Annotated in this window: 15 protein-coding genes and 1 pseudogene; 9 read left to right on the top strand and 7 right to left on the bottom strand. The window is 71.9% G+C overall.

Translation table 11 applies throughout. The features are described from left to right. Window positions 1–3: 3 nt before the first annotated feature. Complete coding sequence (locus tag FPZ22_RS03490; RefSeq protein WP_144890380.1) at window positions 4–1,344, bottom strand: MFS transporter; 1,341 nt, start codon at window positions 1,342–1,344, stop codon at window positions 4–6. Window positions 1,345–1,441: 97 nt separating this feature from the next. Between FPZ22_RS03490 and FPZ22_RS03485 the strand changes: the two genes are divergently transcribed. Then, entirely contained in the window at window positions 1,442–1,894 is a 453-nt protein-coding gene (locus tag FPZ22_RS03485) for a CopD family protein (RefSeq protein WP_144890377.1), read from the top strand. 95 nt (window positions 1,895–1,989) lie between these two features. On the opposite strand, the gene FPZ22_RS03480 is transcribed toward FPZ22_RS03485, so the two are convergent. Next, on the bottom strand, window positions 1,990–3,675 hold the full coding sequence (locus FPZ22_RS03480) for an alkaline phosphatase family protein (protein ID WP_144890374.1): 1,686 nt from the start codon (window positions 3,673–3,675) through the stop codon (window positions 1,990–1,992). Window positions 3,676–3,818: 143 nt separating this feature from the next. Here FPZ22_RS03480 and FPZ22_RS03475 point away from each other — a divergent pair, with 143 nt between their 5' ends. From FPZ22_RS03475 to FPZ22_RS03465, 3 genes are all read left to right on the top strand, one after another. Then, window positions 3,819–5,153: a dicarboxylate/amino acid:cation symporter gene (locus FPZ22_RS03475; RefSeq protein WP_144890371.1), complete on the top strand. Its 1,335-nt coding sequence runs from the start codon at window positions 3,819–3,821 to the stop codon at window positions 5,151–5,153. Window positions 5,154–5,224: 71 nt separating this feature from the next. Continuing rightward, window positions 5,225–6,613: a M16 family metallopeptidase gene (locus FPZ22_RS03470; protein WP_144890368.1), complete on the top strand. Its 1,389-nt coding sequence runs from the start codon at window positions 5,225–5,227 to the stop codon at window positions 6,611–6,613. A gap of 10 nt (window positions 6,614–6,623) precedes the next feature. Next, complete coding sequence (locus tag FPZ22_RS03465) at window positions 6,624–8,048, top strand: M16 family metallopeptidase (protein WP_144890365.1); 1,425 nt, start codon at window positions 6,624–6,626, stop codon at window positions 8,046–8,048. Between the two features lie 94 nt (window positions 8,049–8,142). Here the strand turns inward: FPZ22_RS03465 and FPZ22_RS03460 are convergent, their stop codons facing one another. Both FPZ22_RS03460 and FPZ22_RS03455 read right to left on the bottom strand, forming a co-directional pair. Next, window positions 8,143–8,814: a C40 family peptidase gene (locus FPZ22_RS03460; RefSeq protein WP_168198920.1), complete on the bottom strand. Its 672-nt coding sequence runs from the start codon at window positions 8,812–8,814 to the stop codon at window positions 8,143–8,145. Between the two features lie 113 nt (window positions 8,815–8,927). After that, window positions 8,928–9,425, bottom strand: a complete 498-nt coding sequence (locus FPZ22_RS03455) for a C40 family peptidase (protein ID WP_246120922.1) — start codon at window positions 9,423–9,425, stop codon at window positions 8,928–8,930. Between the two features lie 116 nt (window positions 9,426–9,541). Here FPZ22_RS03455 and FPZ22_RS03450 point away from each other — a divergent pair, with 116 nt between their 5' ends. From FPZ22_RS03450 to hutG, 4 genes are read left to right on the top strand one after another with little or no spacing between them, the layout of a single operon-like run. Further along, window positions 9,542–10,054: an FKBP-type peptidyl-prolyl cis-trans isomerase gene (locus tag FPZ22_RS03450; RefSeq protein WP_144890360.1), complete on the top strand. Its 513-nt coding sequence runs from the start codon at window positions 9,542–9,544 to the stop codon at window positions 10,052–10,054. Window positions 10,055–10,082: 28 nt separating this feature from the next. Continuing rightward, a complete protein-coding gene (locus FPZ22_RS03445) occupies window positions 10,083–11,333 on the top strand; it encodes an NAD(P)/FAD-dependent oxidoreductase (RefSeq protein ID WP_144890357.1) in 1,251 nt (416 codons plus the stop codon). Beyond that, a complete protein-coding gene (gorA, locus tag FPZ22_RS03440; protein ID WP_246120921.1) occupies window positions 11,330–12,694 on the top strand; it encodes a glutathione-disulfide reductase in 1,365 nt (454 codons plus the stop codon). Before FPZ22_RS03445 ends, gorA begins: the two co-directional genes overlap by 4 nt. 18 nt (window positions 12,695–12,712) lie before the next feature. Continuing rightward, window positions 12,713–13,492: an N-formylglutamate deformylase gene (gene hutG, locus FPZ22_RS03435; protein ID WP_144890354.1), complete on the top strand. Its 780-nt coding sequence runs from the start codon at window positions 12,713–12,715 to the stop codon at window positions 13,490–13,492. Between the two features lie 21 nt (window positions 13,493–13,513). Here the strand turns inward: hutG and FPZ22_RS03430 are convergent, their stop codons facing one another. After that, entirely contained in the window at window positions 13,514–14,770 is a 1,257-nt protein-coding gene (locus FPZ22_RS03430) for an RNA polymerase sigma factor (RefSeq protein ID WP_246120920.1), read from the bottom strand. Window positions 14,771–14,834: 64 nt separating this feature from the next. After that, window positions 14,835–15,258: pseudogene (locus FPZ22_RS03425) on the bottom strand (YciI family protein). 151 nt (window positions 15,259–15,409) lie between these two features. Between FPZ22_RS03425 and FPZ22_RS03420 the strand changes: the two are divergent. Further along, window positions 15,410–15,784 carry a YciI family protein gene (locus FPZ22_RS03420; protein WP_144890351.1) on the top strand — a complete coding sequence of 125 codons (375 nt, stop codon included), beginning with the start codon at window positions 15,410–15,412 and terminating at the stop codon, window positions 15,782–15,784. 22 nt (window positions 15,785–15,806) lie between these two features. Here FPZ22_RS03420 and parE read toward each other — a convergent pair whose 3' ends face one another. Further along, window positions 15,807–17,696 carry a DNA topoisomerase IV subunit B gene (gene parE / locus FPZ22_RS03415; RefSeq protein WP_144890348.1) on the bottom strand — a complete coding sequence of 630 codons (1,890 nt, stop codon included), beginning with the start codon at window positions 17,694–17,696 and terminating at the stop codon, window positions 15,807–15,809. Window positions 17,697–17,757: the final 61 nt, after the last annotated feature.

Raw genomic sequence — 17,757 nt, 5'->3', positions numbered from 1 at the left:
TTGTCACCCGTGGTGGCTGACTTCCGGCAGGCGGCGGCTCACCTGTACGCCCGCAAGCCCCAGCAGGGCCAGGAAGGCCAGCGCCACCTCCGTCCCCAGCGCGGCCAGTGCGCCCGACACGCCGCCGACCACCAGCAGCAGCATGCCCATCGCGGTGTTTGCCACCGCCACGTACTCCGTCCGCCGGTCGCCTTCGGCCATGTCGACGACGTAGGTCTTGCGCGCCACCCGCACCGCGGTGTGGGTCAGCACCAGCAACAGGTAGACCAGCGGATACAGCCACCACTGCGCGCGCATCCCGGGCACCGCCAGGGCGGCGAGGAACAGCAGCACGAGCATGGACGCGAAGGCGGCGCCGCCGACCATCAGCCGCTTCGAGGAGCGGTCCGCCAAGGACCCGAACCACCTGCCGCCGACCAGGCTGGCCAGGCCCTGGGCGAGCACGAAGGGCCCCAGCCCGTCCAGCCCGACGCCGCCCGCGCGCGCCGCGAGCGCGACCACGAACGGCGGGCTGAGCGCGGAGACCAGCAGCAGGGTGCGCGCCAGCACGAAGTGGCGGAACGGCGCGTCGTCGGAAAGCAGGCGCCAGGAGGAGCGTAGCCAGCCGCCGCGACCATCACCGGTCTGCGGCCCGACGTCGGCGTCGGCATGGACATCGGCATTGGTGCCGGCGTCGGCGTCGGCCGGCTCGCGGATGCCGGCGAACACGGCCGCGGCCAGGGTCCACGCCAGCGCGGCCGCGCCGAGCAGCGCCGCCAGCACCGTCGACGACACCTCGTCGCCGCCGAGCAGGCGGATGCCGAGCCCGAGCGTGACCGCCACCGCCCCGGACAGGACCGTGCTGATGCCGGAAATCTGCCCGCGTTCGCCCTTGGGCACGCTCCGGCCCATGACGTCCTTTCCGGCCAGCGAACACAGCGAACGCGACAGTGCGAAGACCGTGAGCGCGCCCAGGATCACCAGGCCGGCGGCCGTGCCGGACAGCCCCGCCGCGGCGAAGGCCATGGCGGCGGTGGCCAGCGCCTGGCCCATGGCCCCGGCCACCCAGGCGGTGCGCCGGCGCGGCATCCGCCGGATCATCGGCGTCAGCGCGGCCTGCGGCAGCATCGACCCGGACTCGCGGATCGGCACCAGCAGCCCGATCAGCACCGGCGGCACGCCGAGCGAGGCGAACAGCCAGGGCAGCACCGTCTTCGCGTTGACGACCTGGTCGCCGATCTCCTGCAGCGAATTCGCCGCGACCTGGCGCAGTGCGTTGCGCGCGGTGGCCTGCTGCGCCGTCGGGTCCTGGCCGGAGCGATCGGCCTTCACCAGCCGGTGGTAGAGCTTCATCGAGGTGTTCACGGCGTCAGTGTGGCCCAGGGCAGGGTTCAAGAGAGGCGAGCCGCGGCGGCGAACGTGGCATCCTTTGCGCCGATCGAATCATCCGGGGACCGTCGCAATGCAGAGTTACCTGTGGATCAAGTCCGTGCACATCGTGCTGGTGATGGCCTGGGTGGCCGCCGCCTTCTACCTGCCGCGGATCCTGATCAACATCGTCGAGGACGGCGGCAACGCCGCGGTCCGCGAGCGCCTGCTGCTGATGGGCCGGCGGCTGTACCGCTTCGGGCACGTGATGTTCGGGCTGGCGGTGGTCGCGGGACTGGTGCTGTGGCTGGGCTACCGGGTGGTCCCGGACTTCCCGACCATGGTCGGCCCCGGTACCGGCTGGATGCACGCGAAGCTGCTGCTGGTCGCGGTGATGTTCGCGCTGTACATCCTCGACGGCCGCGCGCTCAAGGGGGTGGTGAAGGGCGGGACCCTGCCTTCGACGAAGGCCCTCCGCATCCGCAACGAGCTGCCGGTGTTCGTCCTGCTCGCGATCGTCTGGCTGGTGCTGGCGAAGCCGTTCTGACCGCCGCCCCTGCAGGAGCGGCCATGGCCGCGATCGCCCGGTCGGTGCAGGAGCGGCCATGGCCGCGATTCGCCCGGTCGCGGCTGTAGCCGCTCCTACAGTTGCCCTCCGGCCCGGACTTGCGGCAGCTCCACGGGCACGCCCGCGGCATCGCAGCTTCCCGTGGCGCAGAGCTGTCCGCGCAGCTTCGGCGCCGCCTGCACGATCACGTGGTAGATCACGTTCTGCTCCATCGTGCCGCGGAACGCCTGGCTGCCGGGGCCGAGCGCCCAGATGCCGACGTCGTCGCCGCCGTGGGTCTCCGAGCCCAGCGGGACCAGCGCTTCCTGCAGGTAGTCGGGATGCGTGGTGTCGACGTCGGTCAGGTCGGGGCGGCCGCGGGCGGCCTGCGCGCGCTTGAGGTCGTGGTAGTGGCGCTTCGGTCCCTCGGGCTGGTCGCTGCTGGCGCCGGTGTAGCCGGGGCCGTTGGCGTAGCTCAGCGTCGTGTAGGGGAGCCCCAGGGCGTCGCGCGCCGGCCCGTCGCCATGCTCGCGGACCTTGCCCAGGATCGGGTTGCCGCGCCGTGGATAGCCCGCGAAGCTGAGCACGTGCGAGTGGTCGGCGGTGACCACGATGAGGGTCTCCTCGGCCGAGGTCATCTCCACCGCCGCCTGCACGGCGCGCGCCATGGCCACGGTCTCGTCGAGCGCGCGGTAGGCGTTGCCTTCATGGTTGGCGTGGTCGATGCGCGCGCCTTCCACCAGCAGCACGTAGCCCTGGTCGCCGCGCGACAGGGACTCGATCGCGAACCGGGTCATCGCTTCGAGGTCGGGCTCGCCGTCCGGGCCGCGGTCGCGGTCGTGCTCGTACTGCATGTGGCTGGACTCGAACAGACCCAGCACCGGCGACGCTCCGCGGGCGGCCTCGAACTGGCCCGTGGTGTGCACGAAGGCGCCACCGGGGTTCAGTGCCTGCCACTCGGCCACCAGGTTGCGGCCGTCCTTGCGGCGGCCTCGCATGCCCGGCATCGCCTCACCGGCCGGAAGGAACTCGCGGGCGCCGCCGGCCAGGACGACCTGCGGACCGCCGGTGGCGCGGACGAAGTCGATGAACTGGCTGGCGATGTCGCTGCAGCCGGCGGCGACGGCTTCGGCCGGGGTCGACGCGTCGCTCTCCCAGTTGCGATTCGGCACGTGCGCGTACATCGCCGCCGGGGTGGCGTGGGTCAGGCGCGCGGTGGTGACGATGCCCGTCGCCATGCCGGCATCGGCGGCCAGCGACAGCCAGCTCTGCACGCGGTTGCCGCGGGATTCCGCGCAGTCGTCGATGCCGCCGGCGCTGACGCCGATGGCGCCGATGTGGCTCTTCACGCCCGAGGCCATCGCCGTCATGGTGCCGGCCGAGTCCGGCGTCTGCGCGTTGGTGTTGTAGGTCCGCGAGAACGCGGTCGCGGGGAAGTGCTCCCAGGACAGCAGGTTCTCCTCGCCGGTGCCGCCTTCGCGCTGGCCGGCGAAGATACGCGCGGCGGCCACGGTGGTCAGGCTCATGCCGTCGCCCACGAACAGGATCACGTTCTTCGCGCGTCCGGCCATGGCGCCGTTGGCGGCGGCGTGCGCGGCCCCGCTCCGGTACCACCACTGCGGGGTCTCGCCCTCCGGGCGACGGATCGCCGGCACTTCGACGTGGACGGCGGCGGTCGCGGGGCCGGTGGCGGGCGCGGCGGTGCCGGCGGGCCCGGTGGCGCAGGCGGTGATGAGACAGGCGCCAAGGACGGCAAGGAACGGGAGGGCTGGGCGGGGCATGCGGATCCTGAACGGACGGGTGGCGAGCGCGCATTATGGCCGCTGCGCAGCGTCCCGCTGATGACACCCGCCGTTCCGCGGCGGCGGTCGCCGCCGGTCGGACCTTGGGCTACTGTGCGCCATTGCCGTTTTCCTGGATGCCGATGAAGCTGGTCACTGCCTGGTTCAAGATCCCGTTCTGGCAGCGCGTGGCCGCGGGCTTCGTGCTCGGTGCGCTCGCCGGATGGCTGCTCGGACCGGCCGCGGAGACGTGGTTCGGCCCGCTGGGCACGGTCTACGTCAACCTGATCAAGATGATCGCCATCCCGCTGGTGTTCTTCGCCGTGGTCAGCGCGGTGGGTTCGCTGGCCGGGCAGCGTTCGATCGCGGCGCTGGCGGCGCGCACCTTCGTCTGGTTCGCGATCACCGCGGTGCTGGCGGTAGCCGTCGGGCTGGCCTTCGGCCTGGTGCTCAAGCCCGGCGTCGGCGTCGATGCGGCCAGCCTGCAGGTGGCGGAGAACTACCGGCAGCGCGACGTGCCCGGTCCGCTGGACGTGCTGATCAACATCGTCCCGGAGAACCCGTTCCGCGCGCTGGCCGCGCTGGGCGCCGGCAAGACCGGGGACGGCGCGAACGTCATCGTGCCGAGCAACTTCACCATCCTGCAGGTGATCTTCTTCGCCGGCCTGGTCGGCTTCGCGCTGGTGAAGCTGGGCGAGAAGACCGCCGGGCTGCGCGCGCTGATGGACCAGTCGCGGGAGATGATGATCCAGGTCACCCGCTTCGTGCTCGAGGCCACGCCGCTGGGCACCTTCGGCCTGATCGCGGCGCTGGTGGGCAGCTACGGCTTCGAGCAACTGGTGCCGCTGGGCAAGTTCGTGATCGCGCTGTACGCGGCCTGCGCCTTCCACATCGTGGTGGTGTACAGCGGGCTGCTGCTGGCGCACGGGCTGAACCCGTTGAAGTTCTTCCGCGGCGCCGCACCGGCGATGCAGATCGGCTTCGTCGCCTCCAGCAGCTACGCCGCGCTGCCGCTTTCGCTGACCTCGGCCACCCACAACCTGGGCGTGCAGAAGGACTACGCCAGCTTCGCGGTGCCGCTGGGCGCGAGCATCAAGATGGACGGCTGCGGCGCGATCTACCCGGCGCTGGGCGCGGTGTTCATCGCCCAGTTCATGGGCATCGAACTGTCCAGCGGGCAGTACTTCCTGATCGCGCTGGCCTCGGTGCTGGGCAGCTTCGGCACCGCCGGCGTGCCCGGCACGGCAGTGATCATGGCGACCGTGGTGATCAGCGCCGCCGGCCTGCCGCTGGAGGCGATCGGCATCCTCTACGCCATCGACCGCGTCCTCGACATGATGCGCACCATGACCAATGTCACCGGCCAGGTGCTGGTGCCGGTGCTGGTGGCGAAGGAAACGGGGCTGCTCGACCGCGAGGTGTACGAGCGGGCCTCCAGCAACGTCGGCGTCGAGGAGGGTGACCAGGCCGGGGCGTGACTTCCGGCTGCCCCCCGGGTCCCGGCATCCGCGGTATGTTCTGATCCCGTCCACAAGGGGAGAGGGAACTCATGAGATCCGTCCGCCATACCGCGTGGCTGTCCGCGCTGCTGGTCGCGGCGCCCGCCTTCGCCGCCGCCACCGACCGCTGGGACATCCCGGTCGCCACGAAGACCCTCGACAACGGCCTGACCGTGGTGGTGTCCGAGGACCGCAGCGCGCCGGTGGTCGGCGTCAGCGTGGTCTACGGCATCGGCATGCGGCTCGAGCCGCGCAACCGCACCGGCTTCGCGCACCTGTTCGAACACCTGATGTTCGAAGGCTCCGCCAACGCGCCCGAGGGCGTGTTCGACCGCGTGATCACCGGCGGCGGTGGCCGCAACAACGGTTCCACCCGCGCCGACTTCACCAACTACATCGAGATCGCGCCCTCGTCGGCGATCGAGCCGATCCTCTGGCTCGAGGCCGACCGCATGCGCATGCTCGACTTCACCGAGTCCACGCTGAAGAACCAGCAGGACGTGGTGAAGGAGGAGATCCGCAACAACGTGCAGAACCAGCCCTACGGCGGCTTCATGTGGATCGACATCGGCATGCACGCCTTCGCGAAGTGGGAGAACAACCACGACGGCTACGGCAGCTTCGAGGACCTGGAGGCCGCGACCCTCGACGACGTGAAGGCCTTCCACCGCGACTACTACGGCCCCAACAACGCGATCCTGTCGATGGCCGGCGACATCTCGCCCGAAGAGGGCTTCGCGCTGGCCGAGAAGTATTTCGGTGACATCGCGAGGCGCCCGACGCCGCCGGCGCCCGACTTCAGCGAAGGCCTCAACACGCAGGAGAAGCGCATCCAGCAGGGCGACCGGCTGGCCCAGGTGCCCGCGATCGCGGCGGCGTGGAAGATGCCCGAGCGCGGCAGCCGCGACCAGGCGCCGATGGCGGTGCTGGGCGCGCTGCTCGCCAACGGCGACGCCTCGCGCCTCTACCAGGGCCTGGTCAAGGGCCGCGAGCTGGCGCTGAACGTCGACTCGCTCTATGGCCTGACCAGCGAGTGGGAGTACGACGGCCCGACGCTGTTCACCGTGTTCGCGCTGTACAAGCCCACGACCGATGCCGACGCGGTGCTGGCCGCGATCGACGAGGAAATCGCGAAGGTGGTCGCCGAAGGCGTCGACGATGCCACGCTCGCGCGCATCAAGACCCGCATGCTCGCCGACTGGTACAACGGCCTGGAATCCTTCCTGTCCCGCGCCGACAGCCTGGCCAAGCTGCAGCTGATGTGGGACGGCGCCGGCGTCGTCAACCGGATCCCGGGCTGGATCGAGGGCGTGACCTCGGCCGACGTGCAGCGTGCCGCACGCACCTATCTGACGCGGGACAACCGCACCGTGATCGACCGCAGGCCCGAGGCGATGCTCCAGGCCGCCGGCACCGCCGCCGACGCCGGCCAGGACTGAGGAGACGACCATGAACCGCTTCTTCAAGACTTCACTGCTCGCCCTGGCCGTGTCCGCGCTGGCCGCGGGCGCCGCCGCGGGCGCATTCGCCTCCGACCTCCCGAGGGACCTGCCGCCCTACGCCGCGGACAAGCCGCTGCCCGTGCCGGAGATCGCCAGGAAGACCCTGGCCAACGGCCTGGAGGTCTGGGTGGTGCCGCGCGACGGCATCCCGCGGGTGGACTACGTGTTCGCGGTGCGCGACGCCGGCCATGTCGCCGACGCGTCCGATGCGCCGGGATTCGCGTCGCTGCTGGCCGGCCTGCTCTCCGAAGGCACCGCCACGCGCGACTCGCGCGCGATCGCCGAATTCGCCCAGGCCCAGGGCGGCAGCATCGGCGCCAGGGTCGGCAGCGACGGCGCGCTGGTCTACGGCAACGCGCTGGCCGCCAATGCCGGCCCGATGCTGTCGCTGCTGGCCGAGGTGGTGCGCGCGCCCTCCTTCCCCGAGAACGAGGTCAGGCTGGCCCAGGCCAACGCCCTGCAGGCGCTGAAGGCGGCCGAGGCACAGCCGGGCTTCCGCGCCAACCGCGCGATGCTGTCCGCCGTCTACGGCGACCATCCCTATGCGCGCACGCAGCAGACCGAAGCGTCGATCATGGCGGTGACGCCCGATCGCCTGCGCGCGGAGCACCGGCGCCGCTTCCACCCCGACCGCAGCCTGCTGGTGGTCGCGGGGCGCATCGACGCCGACGCGGCCTTCGCGCTGGCCGAGCGCGCCTTCGGCGACTGGAGCACCGCCGGTGCGCCCGACGTCGTCGCGACGTCGCCGGCCCCCCGCCAGGCCGCCGCAAGCCGCCTCCTGCTGCAGCGCGACGGCAGCGTGCAGTCGACCCTGCGCCTGGCCAGTCCCGCGGTCGCGGCGACCGACCCCGACGCGATCCCGCTGCAGCTGGCGGGCACGGTGCTCGGCGGCAGCTTCTCCAGCCGCGTGATGCAGAACCTGCGCGAGGAGAAGGGCTACACCTACGGCGCCCGCGCCGGTGCCAGCGTGTCCGCACAGGGCGGCCACGTCAGCGGTGCGGCCGACGTGCGCAACGAGGTCACAGGGGCCTCGCTGACCGAGTTCTTCCGGGAATACCGGCGCATCGGCAGCGAACCCGTCCCCGCCTCAGAGCTCGACGACACCAAGCGCTACGTCGCCGGGGGTTACCTGATCGCCAACCAGCTGCAGGGCGCCGTGGCCTCGACCCTGGCCTCGAACTGGCTGGTGGGCCTGCCGCCGGAATACCTCGGCGAGTACGTGCCCAGGGTGCGTGCCGTGACCGCCGGCGAAGTGCAGGCGATGGCGGCCAAGTACTTCGCGCCGGAGCGGCAGAGCATCGTCATCGTGGGCGACGGGGGCGCCATTTCCGGCCAGCTGGCGGAGTGGGGCGAGTTCACGGCCGTCGAGTGAGGCGGAGCCGGCGCCTTGCGCCGGCCGCCGCGTCATTCCCCGCGCGCGGGGGGCAGGAGGCTTTCGGCAGAGAGGCGTGAACGGGTGTTCCGGGCTAGCTGCCCAGGCCGTCCACGCGCCGGGCCTGGAGGAACCTCCCGGCCCAGTAGCCGGAGTCCAGGCTCGAGACCATGACATCGCGGCCCCGGCTGGGCGCGTGCACGAACTGGCCATCGCCCACGTAGATGCCGACGTGGTCGACGCGCTTGCCGCGGCGGCCGAAGAACACCAGGTCGCCGGCGGCCAGGGCGGCGCGTTCGATGCGCTGGCCGTTGCCGGCCATTTCGCGCGAGACCCGCGGCAGTTCGATGCCGAGCGCGGTGCGGAACACATAGCCCACCAGGCCGCTGCAGTCGAAGCCCGAGTCCGGCGAGCTGCCGCCCCAGCGATAGGGCGTCCCGAGGAGGGCCATCGCCCGCTGCAGCAGGGTCTGGATCCGGCCGGCGGGGCCGGCGTGTTCGGGGCTGGAGTCAGCCGCGGCCGCGTGGCCGCGCGCCTCGATGAGCTGGTTGACGTCGGATGCGCTGAGCATCCTGCGGTCGGGTGCGAAGGCGCTGCCGACCAGGGCGCGGCTGGCGGAGCCCGTGGCCACGGTGTCGGCGGAATCCGCGGCCAGCGGGGCAGCGAGCGCCGGGCCTCCGGCAGCAAGCAGCAGGCTGGAGAGGAGGAGGGGACGCACCCCGCGGAGGGGGCGGCGAAGGAGGTCGGAGGGGGCGGCGGGAATCACGCGGTGTACACGGGCTCTTCGACGGAAGCGCGTGATGGTGCCGCAGCGCCCCGGCCTGATTGTTAACGTTTCATCAGCGGCAGGTGAAAGGACGCGGACACGCCGTCCGGTATTCAGCGAAGGATGCGTTTGGCGCCGCTGTAGTTGCTGCGCCAGTAGCTGGCGTCCAGATGGTCCAGGCGCACGGTGCCGCCGGTGCTGGGCGCATGGACGAAGCGGCCTTCGCCCACGTAGATGCCAACGTGGGTGACGTTGCCTCGGCTGCCGAAGAAGACCAGGTCGGCGGTGGCGAGCTTCATCGGTTCGATCTTCGGCCCCTGCCAGGCGGCCAGGTCCCGCGAGGTGCGCGGCAGCTTCAGGTCGAGCATGTCGCGGTAGACATAGTTGACCAGACCGGAACAGTCGAAGCCGCCCTCCGGCGTGTTGCCGCCGTACCGGTACGGCGTGCCGACCAGGCTGATGGCGCGCATCAGCACGGCGTTGGCGGCGGCCGGATCGGCGGGGGTCACCTGCGGCCATTCGCGCTGGTCGACGACCGGGGGCGGCGAGGCGGGGCGGACATCGTCGCGGCCGCAGCCCGCGAGCAGCAGGATGGCGAGGCCCGCCGCCATTGGCGCGCGGCGGCCGGTGTCTGGATAATGCCTGCCCCTGTCCATCGGCCGCATCTTGGCCGAGCCGGCATCTTCCCTACAAGCGGCCGCGCGCCGCGCCAACGGACCCATTGCCCATGAAGATCGAGAAAGACCGCGTCGTCCGCTTCCACTACACCGTCTCCGAGCAGGGCGGCGAGCCGGTCGAGAGCTCGAAGGACCGCGGCGAACCGCTGGCCATCCTCATGGGCCATGGCAACATCATTCCCGGCCTGGAGAAGGCGATGGAAGGGCGCGCCGCCGGCGACAGCTTCTCCGCCGAGGTTCCCGCCGCCGAGGCCTACGGCGAGCGCCGCGACGGCCTGAGCCAGCGCGTCCCGAAGAAGCACTTCGGCGGCCAGAAGCTCGGCGTCGGCCAGCAGGTGGTGCTGAACACCAACTTCGGCCCGCGCGCGGTGACCATCCAGAAGGTGGGCATGAGCGTGGTCGACGTCGACCTCAACCATCCGATGGCCGGGAAGGACCTGCACTTCGACATCGAGATCGTCGAGGTGCGCGAGGCGCAGCAGGTCGAGATCGAGCACGGCCACGTGCATGGCGACGGCGGCCACGACCACGGCCACGACGCCGACGCCGGCAAGGCTGACTGACCGCGCTGCGCGCCGCTACACTTCCGCCATGGACGAACAGGTCGATGTGGTCGTGGTGGGTGCCGGCGTCATCGGCCTCTGCAGCGCGCTGGCGCTGCTGGAGGCCGGGCGCAGCGTGCGCGTGCTCGAGGCGAGCACCATCGGCAGCGGCAGTTCGCACGGCAACTGCGGCACGCTGACGCCCAGCCACGCGGCGCCGCTGGCGGCGCCGGGCACCATCGCCCGGGCGATGCGCTGGATGCTGACGCCCGACGCGCCCTTCTACGTCGCGCCGCGGCTGGACCCGGGGCTCTGGCGCTGGATGCTGGGCTTCGCCCGGCGCTGCAACCTGCGCGACTGGCGGTCGGCGCTGGTGCCGAGGGCCGCCATCCTCAACGACTCGATCCAGACCTACGCGGCCTGGGTCGCGCGGCACGCGCCGGACGCCGAGTATGCGGAGGAGGGCGTGGACTACGTCTTCCGGACCGCGCGCGAGTTCGACATCGCCGCGCGCGACATCCCGCACCTGGCAGCCGTCGGGATCCCGGCCGAAGTCATCGCCGGCGCCGACTACGAGCGCCAGGACCCGGCGTTCAGGCCGGGCATCCACGCCACGCTCCGCTTCCCGGGCGACGCCCGCCTGCGCCCCGACCGCTATGTCGCGGGCATGGCCCGCTCGCTTCTCGCGCTCGGCGGCGGGATCGAGGAGGGCTGGGAGGTGCAGGGCGTCGACGAGGACGCCGATGGCGTGGTCGTGTACGGCAGCCGCGGCCGCATCCGCGCGCGCGAGGTGGTGTTCGCCACCGGTGCATGGTCGCCCACGCTGATGCGCTCCGCCGGCCTTGGCGCGCTGCCGGTGCAGCCGGGCAAGGGCTATTCGATCACCTACGATCGGCCCGCGTTGGCGCCGCGCCGGCCGGTGGTGCTGCACGAGCCCAGCGTCTGCGTCACCGTCTGGGACAGCGGCTACCGCCTGGGCAGCACCATGGAGTTCTCCGGCTACAGCACCAGCCTGAACCGGCGCCGGCTCGACGCCCTTGAGCGCGGCGCGGCCACCTTCCTGCACGAGCCCGTCGGCCCCGTGAAGCACGAGGAGTGGTACGGCTGGCGTCCATTGAGCATCGACGACGTGCCGATCATCGGCCGGGTCCCGGGACGCCGCCACGCCTGGGTCGCGACCGGCCACGGCATGATGGGCGTCAGCATGAGCCCCTCCACCGGCCAGCTCGTCGCCGACCTGATCTGCGGGCGCGAGACGAGGATCGATCCCGCGCCGTATTCGCCCGAGCGCTTCCGGTGAACTCGGCCCGCCGCATCCACGTCGACCTCGTCGTCGTGGGCGGCGGCTCGGGAGGCCTGGCCGGTGCCTTCCGCGCCGCCGGGCACGGGGCGCGGGTCGCGCTGCTGGAGCCGGGCGAACTCGGCGGGACCTGCGTCAACGTCGGCTGCGTGCCCAAGAAGGCGATGTGGCTGGCCGCCGACCTCGGTGCCCGCATCGGCCTGGCGGCGGCCCTGGGTTTTCCGGTCGAACCGGCCCGTCCGGACTGGGCGCAGCTCGTCGCCAGCCGCCAGCGCTACATCGCCAACATCCATGCCAGCTACCGCCGGCGCCTGGACGAGGCCGGCATCGTCCTGCTGCCCGCGCGCGGCCGCCTGGCCGGCAAAGGCATGGTGGAATGCGACGATGGCACCGAGGTGGAGGCGAAGCACGTCCTGGTCGCCACCGGCGGCCGGCCGGTGCGCCCGGACATCCCCGGCGCGGAGCTGGGCATCGATTCCGACGGTTTCTTCGCGCTCGGCGAGGCGCCTGCGCGGGTGGCGATCGTCGGCGGCGGCTACATCGGCGTGGAGCTGGCCGGCGTGCTGCAGGGGCTGGGCAGCCAGGTCGAGCTGTTCGTGCGCGGCGACGCCCTGCTCAAGGGCTTCGACCCGGAGGTGGTGGAGCGCCTGCAGGGCAACATGCACCAGGCCGGCATCGCGCTGCACTTCGGCTATCCGGTGGCCGCGCTGGAAGCCTGCGAAGGCGGCGTGCGCCTGCGGGAACGGGGCGGGGACGCGGGCAATCCCTTCGACGCCGTCATCTTCGCCACCGGGCGGCGGCCGAACACCGACGGCCTGGGCCTGGAAGCCGCCGGCGTGCGCACCGATGCCGACGGTCGCGTGCAGGTGGACGGGTTCCAGTCCACCAGTGCCGCGGGCGTGTATGCCGTCGGCGACGTGACCGGGCGCCTTGCATTGACGCCGGTGGCGATCGCCGAGGCGCGGCGGCTGATGGACCGCGTCTTCGGTGGCCAGCCCGACGCGTGCATCGACCATGCCGACGTGCCCACCGTGGTGTTCTCGCACCCGCCGCTGGGCAGGGTCGGCCTGACCGAGGCCGAGGCCCGCCTGCGCTTCGGCGACGAAGCGGTCAGCTGCCACCGCACCACGTTCCGGCCGATGCTGCACGCGCTGGCCGACGTGCAGCAGCACAGCATGTTCAAGGCCGTCTGCGTGGGCGCGGAAAAGCGCGTGGTCGGCCTGCACCTGGTGGGCGAGGCCGCGGACGAGATCCTGCAGGGCTTCGCGGTGGCGGTGAAGATGGGCGCGACGCTCGCCGACTTCCACGCGACCGTCGCCATCCACCCCACCAGCGCCGAAGAGATCGTGCTGCTGCGCTGAGCGGGTAGCATCACCGGCATGGACACGTTCACCCTGCACCGCGGCAGCGCGCCCCTCCTCGTCAGCCTTCCGCATGACGGGACCCGGGTCCCCGACGACATCGCCACCCGGTTCACCGCGGAGGCGCGGCGCGTCCCGGACACCGACTGGCACGTGGCGCGCCTGTACGGTTTCGCCCGCGAGCTGGGCGCATCGATCCTGGTGCCGGCACACTCGCGCTACGTGGTCGACCTCAACCGCGCCGAGGACGACACCTCGCTGTATCCCGGACAGAACACCACCGGCCTGTGCCCGGTGCGGCGGTTCGACGGCGGACCGGTGTACCTCGAGGGCGCCGAGCCCACGCCGGAGGAGGTGGTCGCGCGGGTGGACCGCTACTGGCGGCCCTACCACGCCGCGCTGCGCGCCGAGCTCGAGCGGCTGCGCGCGGAGCATGGCCGCGTGGTGCTCTGGGAGGGCCATTCCATCCGGGGCGAGCTGCCCTGGCTGTTCCCGGGCCGCCTGCCGGACCTCAACCTCGGCACCGCCGGCGGCGGCAGCTGTTCGCCAGAGCTGGCCAGGCGCCTGGGCCTGGTGCTGGCGGCGCAGGACAGCTACGACTGGGTCGCCAACGGCCGCTTCAAGGGCGGCCACATCACCCGCCACTACGGCCGCCCCGAGCTCGGCGTCGAGGCCGTCCAGCTCGAGATCAGCCAGCGCTGCTACATGGACGAGGCCACGACCGGATGGGACGAGGCCCTGGCCCGCCGTCTGCAACCGGTGCTACGGGCGCTGCTCGAGGCCGCCCTGTCGGAGTAGTCGCGCGTCCGCTGTGCCGGGTCATCCCAGCGCGGCCGCGCGTGCCTGCAGCACCGCGCGCTCCCGTGTGTTCGCGCTCAGGCCTGCGGCGCGGATGAAAGCGTCCCCGGCCTCGGCCGGGCGGCCCAGTTTCTGCAACAGGTCGCCGCGCACCGCCCACAAGGGCGCGTAATCCCGCAGGCGCGCATCGTCGAACAGCGGCTGCAGCAGCACCCAGGCCGGAGCGGCTCCGTCCGCCTGCGCCACGGCGACCACGCGGTTGAGTTCCACCACCGGTGACGGATGGTGGTGGGCGAGCACGCTGTACAGCTCCGCGATCCGCGGCCAGTCGGTGTCCTCGTGGCGGCGGGCGGTCGCGTGGCACTCGGCGATGGCCGCCTGCAGCACGTAGCGGTCGTCGTCCCCACCGAGCGCCAGCGCGCGCCGCAGCGCCGCCCGTCCGCGTGCGATCTGCGTCCGGTCCCAGCGCTGCCGGTCCTGGTCGGGCAGCAGGACCGCGCTGCCGTCGGCCGCCACCCGTGCGGCGCTGCGCGACGCCTGCAGTTCCATCAGGGCGAGCAGGCCGTGCGCCGCGGGCTGCTCCGGCAGCCGGTGGGCGAGGATGCGACCCAGGCGCAGCGCCTCCTCGCAGAGCGCCGGCCGCAGCCAGTCGTCGCCCTTGCTGGCCGCGTAGCCCTCGTTGAACACCAGGTAGACCACTTCGAGCACCGACTCCAGCCGCGCGCCCAGCGCGTCGTGGCGGGGGATCTCGAAGGGCACCTGACGGTCGGCCAGTGTGCGCTTGGCGCGCACGATGCGCTGGGCGACGGTGGCCGTCGGCACCAGGAAGGCGCGGGCGATCTCGTCGGTGGACAGGCCGCCGAGCAGGCGCAGGGTCAGAGCCACCCGGGCATCCGCGGCCAGCACCGGGTGGCAGGCCACGAACATCAGCCGCAGCAGGTCGTCGCCGATGTCGTCTTCGAGCGCATCGCTGTCGTCGGGTGCGGCCATGGGCGGGGGTTCCACCTCATGCGACCAGAGTTCGAGCTTCTCCCGCGCCTGCGCGCGGTGGCGGAGTTCGTCGATGCCGCGGTTGCGCGCCGTCGTCGCCAGCCATGCGGCCGGGTTGTCGGGCAGGCCGTCGGCGGGCCAGCGCTGGAGCGCGGCGACCCAGCTGTCCTGCACCAGCTCCTCGGCGCGGCCGATGTCGCCCAGCTGCCGCGCCAGGCGCGCGATCAGCCCCGGCGACTCCATCCGCCAGAGCGTGTCGAGGGTCCGGCGCAGCGTGTCCGCGTCCATGCCAGCGATCACACCATCGCCGGACCCGGGCGACAACCCCGGGCGGGGTACTGGTGGCACGGCGTCAGTCGCTGCTGCCGGTGAGTTCGCGCAGGTGCTGCTCGCGCGCCCGGAGTTCGGGGGTGAAGGCCTCGCCGAAGTCGTCCATGCCCATGACCGGCCGCAGCTCCAGCTCGGCGCCCGGAGGGAAGGGCGCGCGCTTGATCCATTCGGTGGCTTCGTCCAGCGAGCGCACCTGCCACATCCAGTAGCCCCCGAGCAGCTCGCGGGCCTCGGCGAACGGACCGTCGATGACGGTGTGGCGCCCGCCCGGATCGAAGCGCACGCGGCGCCCCCGGCTGCTGGGGTGCAGGCCTTCGCCTGCGAGCATGATCCCGGCTTCGACCAGTCGTTCGTTGAATTCGCCCATGGCGCGCATCTCCCCCTTCGGTGGGCATGCGGCCGGCTTCGGTCTCGGCGTCGGCCTTGACCAGGACCATGACCTTCATGGCGTTTCTCCGCGTGGCCCCGGGCATCGGGGCCTTCACCCATGCCGACGAGCCAGGGCCGCGCGGATCGACAGTCCGGCGCATCCGCCCGGCGGACGCGGCCGGTGCGCGGCTTTGGCATCATGGAGCCCCCGGCCCGACGACCACCGCCATGCAGTTCCTGCTCGTGATCTATATCGATGAAGCCCTGCTCGGCGCGCTTCCCGCGGCGGAGTACGACGCGCTGATGCGCGACTGCATCCGCCACGCCGACCGGCTGCAGGCCGAAGGCACCCTGGTCCTGGCGCAGAAGCTGCAGCCGGTGGACCGCGCGCGCACCCTGCGCGAGCGCGATGGCGGAGTGCGGATCACCGACGGACCGTTCGCCGAGACGCGGGAGATCCTGGCCGGGTTCAACCTCGTCAACGCACGCGATCCCGAGGAGGCGATGCGCATCGCCCGCGACTTCCCCTGGTACCGCTACGGCAGCATCGAGGTGCGGCCCGTGGACGACATGGGCGCCGAGCGGATCCGCGTCGGCGCCTGAGGCCGTCGCCGCCGCCGGGGCGTCAGACCTCGAGCGACGCCAGGTCGCCCTTCTCCTCGAGCCAGGACTTGCGGTCGGACGCGCGCTTCTTCGCCAGCAGCATGTCCATCAGCGCGCGCGTCTGCTCGGGATCGTCGACGGTCAGCTGGACCAGGCGGCGGGTGTCGGGGTGGATCGTGGACTCGCGCAGCTGCGGCGGGTTCATCTCGCCGAGGCCCTTGAAGCGGGTGACGTTGACCGCGCCCTTGATCTTCTCGCGCTGGATCTTCTCCAGCAGCAGGCGCTTTTCCTCCTCGTCGAGCGCATAGAACACCTGCTTGCCCACGTCCACGCGGTACAGCGGCGGCATGGCCACGAAGATGTGTCCGGCGCGTACCAGCGCCGGGAAGTGGCGCAGGAACAGCGCCGCCAGCAGGGTGGCGATGTGCAGGCCGTCGGAGTCGGCATCGGCCAGGATCACCACCTTGCCGTAGCGCAGGCCGGAGATGTCGTCCTTGCCGGGGTCGCAGCCGATGGCGACCGCCAGGTCGTGCACTTCCTGGGAGGCGAGCACGCCGCCCGAGGCGACCTCCCAGGTGTTCAGGATCTTGCCGCGCAGCGGCAGGATCGCCTGGAAATCCTTGTCGCGCGCCTGCCTGGCGCTGCCGCCGGCGGAGTCGCCCTCGACCAGGAACAGCTCGGTCCGCGACAGGTCCTGGCTGATGCAGTCGGCGAGCTTGCCCGGCAGCGCCGGCCCCTGGGTCACCTTCTTGCGGACGATCTGCTTCTCGGTCTTCAGCCGCGCGCTGGCGCGGTCGATGGCGAGCTGCGCGATCCTCTCGCCCAGCTCGACGTGGCTGTTGAGCCAGAGCGTGAACGCGTCCTCGGCCGCACCCTCGATGAAGCCGGCGGCCTGGCGTGAGCTCAGCCGCTCCTTGGTCTGGCCGCTGAACTGCGGGTCGGTCATCTTCAGGCTGAGCACGAAGCTGACCCGATCCCAGACATCTTCAGGCGCGAGCTTCACGCCGCGCGGCAGCAGGCTGCGGAACTCGCAGAACTTGCGCAGCGCGTCGGTGAAGCCCGAGCGCAGGCCGTTGACGTGGGTGCCGTGCTGTGGCGTCGGGATCAGGTTGACGTAGCTTTCCTGCACCAGTTCGCCTTCCGGGATCCAGGCGGCGGCCCATTCCACGATCTCGGTGTCCTTCTTCAGGCTGCCGAGGAACAGTTCGGGCGGCAGCGGCTCGCGGCCCGCGAGCGCGCCGGCAAGGTAGTCGCGCAGGCCGTCGGCGTAGTGCCATTCGTCGCGTTCGCCGGTGGCCTCGTCGAAGAGGGTGACCGTCAGGCCCGGCGCCAGCACCGCCTTGGCGCGCAGCAGGTGGCGCAGCGCGCGGAGGCTGAATTTCGGCGTGTCGAAGTATTTCGGGTCGGCCCAGAAGCGCAGCCGGGTGCCGGTGTTGCGCCGGCCGACGGTGCCCACGACCTCGAGCGGACTGGCCACGTCGCCGTCGCGGAAGGTCATGCGGTATTCGTTGCCCTCGCGCTTGATGTGGACTTCCACCAGGGTCGAGAGCGCGTTGACCACGCTCACCCCCACGCCGTGCAGGCCGCCGGAGAAGGCGTAGTTGCGGTTGCTGAACTTCCCGCCGGCGTGCAGGCGGGTGAGGATCAACTCGACGCCGGGGACCTTTTCCTCCGGATGGATGTCGACCGGCATGCCGCGGCCGTCGTCGGAGACCTCGCAGCTCCCGTCCTTGAACAGGGTCACCGCGATCGCGCGCGCGTGGCCTGCCAGGGCCTCGTCCACGGCGTTGTCGACCACTTCCTGCGCCAGGTGGTTGGGGCGCGAGGTGTCGGTGTACATGCCGGGCCGGCGCTTGACCGGATCCAGGCCGGACAGGACTTCGATGTCGGCGGCGTCGTAGCGGGAGCTCATTCGCGTGGCGGCACGGCGGAAGGGCGGGAGCCGGCCAGAATGGCGGCGCGGCAGGGTCGGG

The organism is Luteimonas granuli (assembly GCF_007795095.1).
Lineage (GTDB): Bacteria > Pseudomonadota > Gammaproteobacteria > Xanthomonadales > Xanthomonadaceae > Luteimonas > Luteimonas granuli.
The sequence above is the reverse complement of the archived record's forward strand: the minus strand, read 5'-3'. Positions and strand labels throughout refer to the sequence as shown.

Excerpts from the sequence above, each read along its gene's own strand:
- FPZ22_RS03485 (WP_144890377.1), top strand. The coding sequence starts at position 1,442 with ATGCAGAGTTACCTGTGGATCAAGTCCGTGCACATCGTGCTGGTGATG.
- FPZ22_RS03480 (WP_144890374.1), bottom strand. The coding sequence starts at position 3,675 with ATGCCCCGCCCAGCCCTCCCGTTCCTTGCCGTCCTTGGCGCCTGTCTC.
- FPZ22_RS03475 (WP_144890371.1), top strand. The coding sequence starts at position 3,819 with ATGAAGCTGGTCACTGCCTGGTTCAAGATCCCGTTCTGGCAGCGCGTG.
- FPZ22_RS03470 (WP_144890368.1), top strand. The coding sequence starts at position 5,225 with ATGAGATCCGTCCGCCATACCGCGTGGCTGTCCGCGCTGCTGGTCGCG.
- FPZ22_RS03465 (WP_144890365.1), top strand. The coding sequence starts at position 6,624 with ATGAACCGCTTCTTCAAGACTTCACTGCTCGCCCTGGCCGTGTCCGCG.
- FPZ22_RS03455 (WP_246120922.1), bottom strand. The coding sequence starts at position 9,425 with ATGGCGGCGGGCCTCGCCATCCTGCTGCTCGCGGGCTGCGGCCGCGAC.
- FPZ22_RS03450 (WP_144890360.1), top strand. The coding sequence starts at position 9,542 with ATGAAGATCGAGAAAGACCGCGTCGTCCGCTTCCACTACACCGTCTCC.
- FPZ22_RS03445 (WP_144890357.1), top strand. The coding sequence starts at position 10,083 with ATGGACGAACAGGTCGATGTGGTCGTGGTGGGTGCCGGCGTCATCGGC.
- hutG (WP_144890354.1), top strand. The coding sequence starts at position 12,713 with ATGGACACGTTCACCCTGCACCGCGGCAGCGCGCCCCTCCTCGTCAGC.
- FPZ22_RS03430 (WP_246120920.1), bottom strand. The coding sequence starts at position 14,770 with ATGGACGCGGACACGCTGCGCCGGACCCTCGACACGCTCTGGCGGATG.
- FPZ22_RS03420 (WP_144890351.1), top strand. The coding sequence starts at position 15,410 with ATGCAGTTCCTGCTCGTGATCTATATCGATGAAGCCCTGCTCGGCGCG.
- parE (WP_144890348.1), bottom strand. The coding sequence starts at position 17,696 with ATGAGCTCCCGCTACGACGCCGCCGACATCGAAGTCCTGTCCGGCCTG.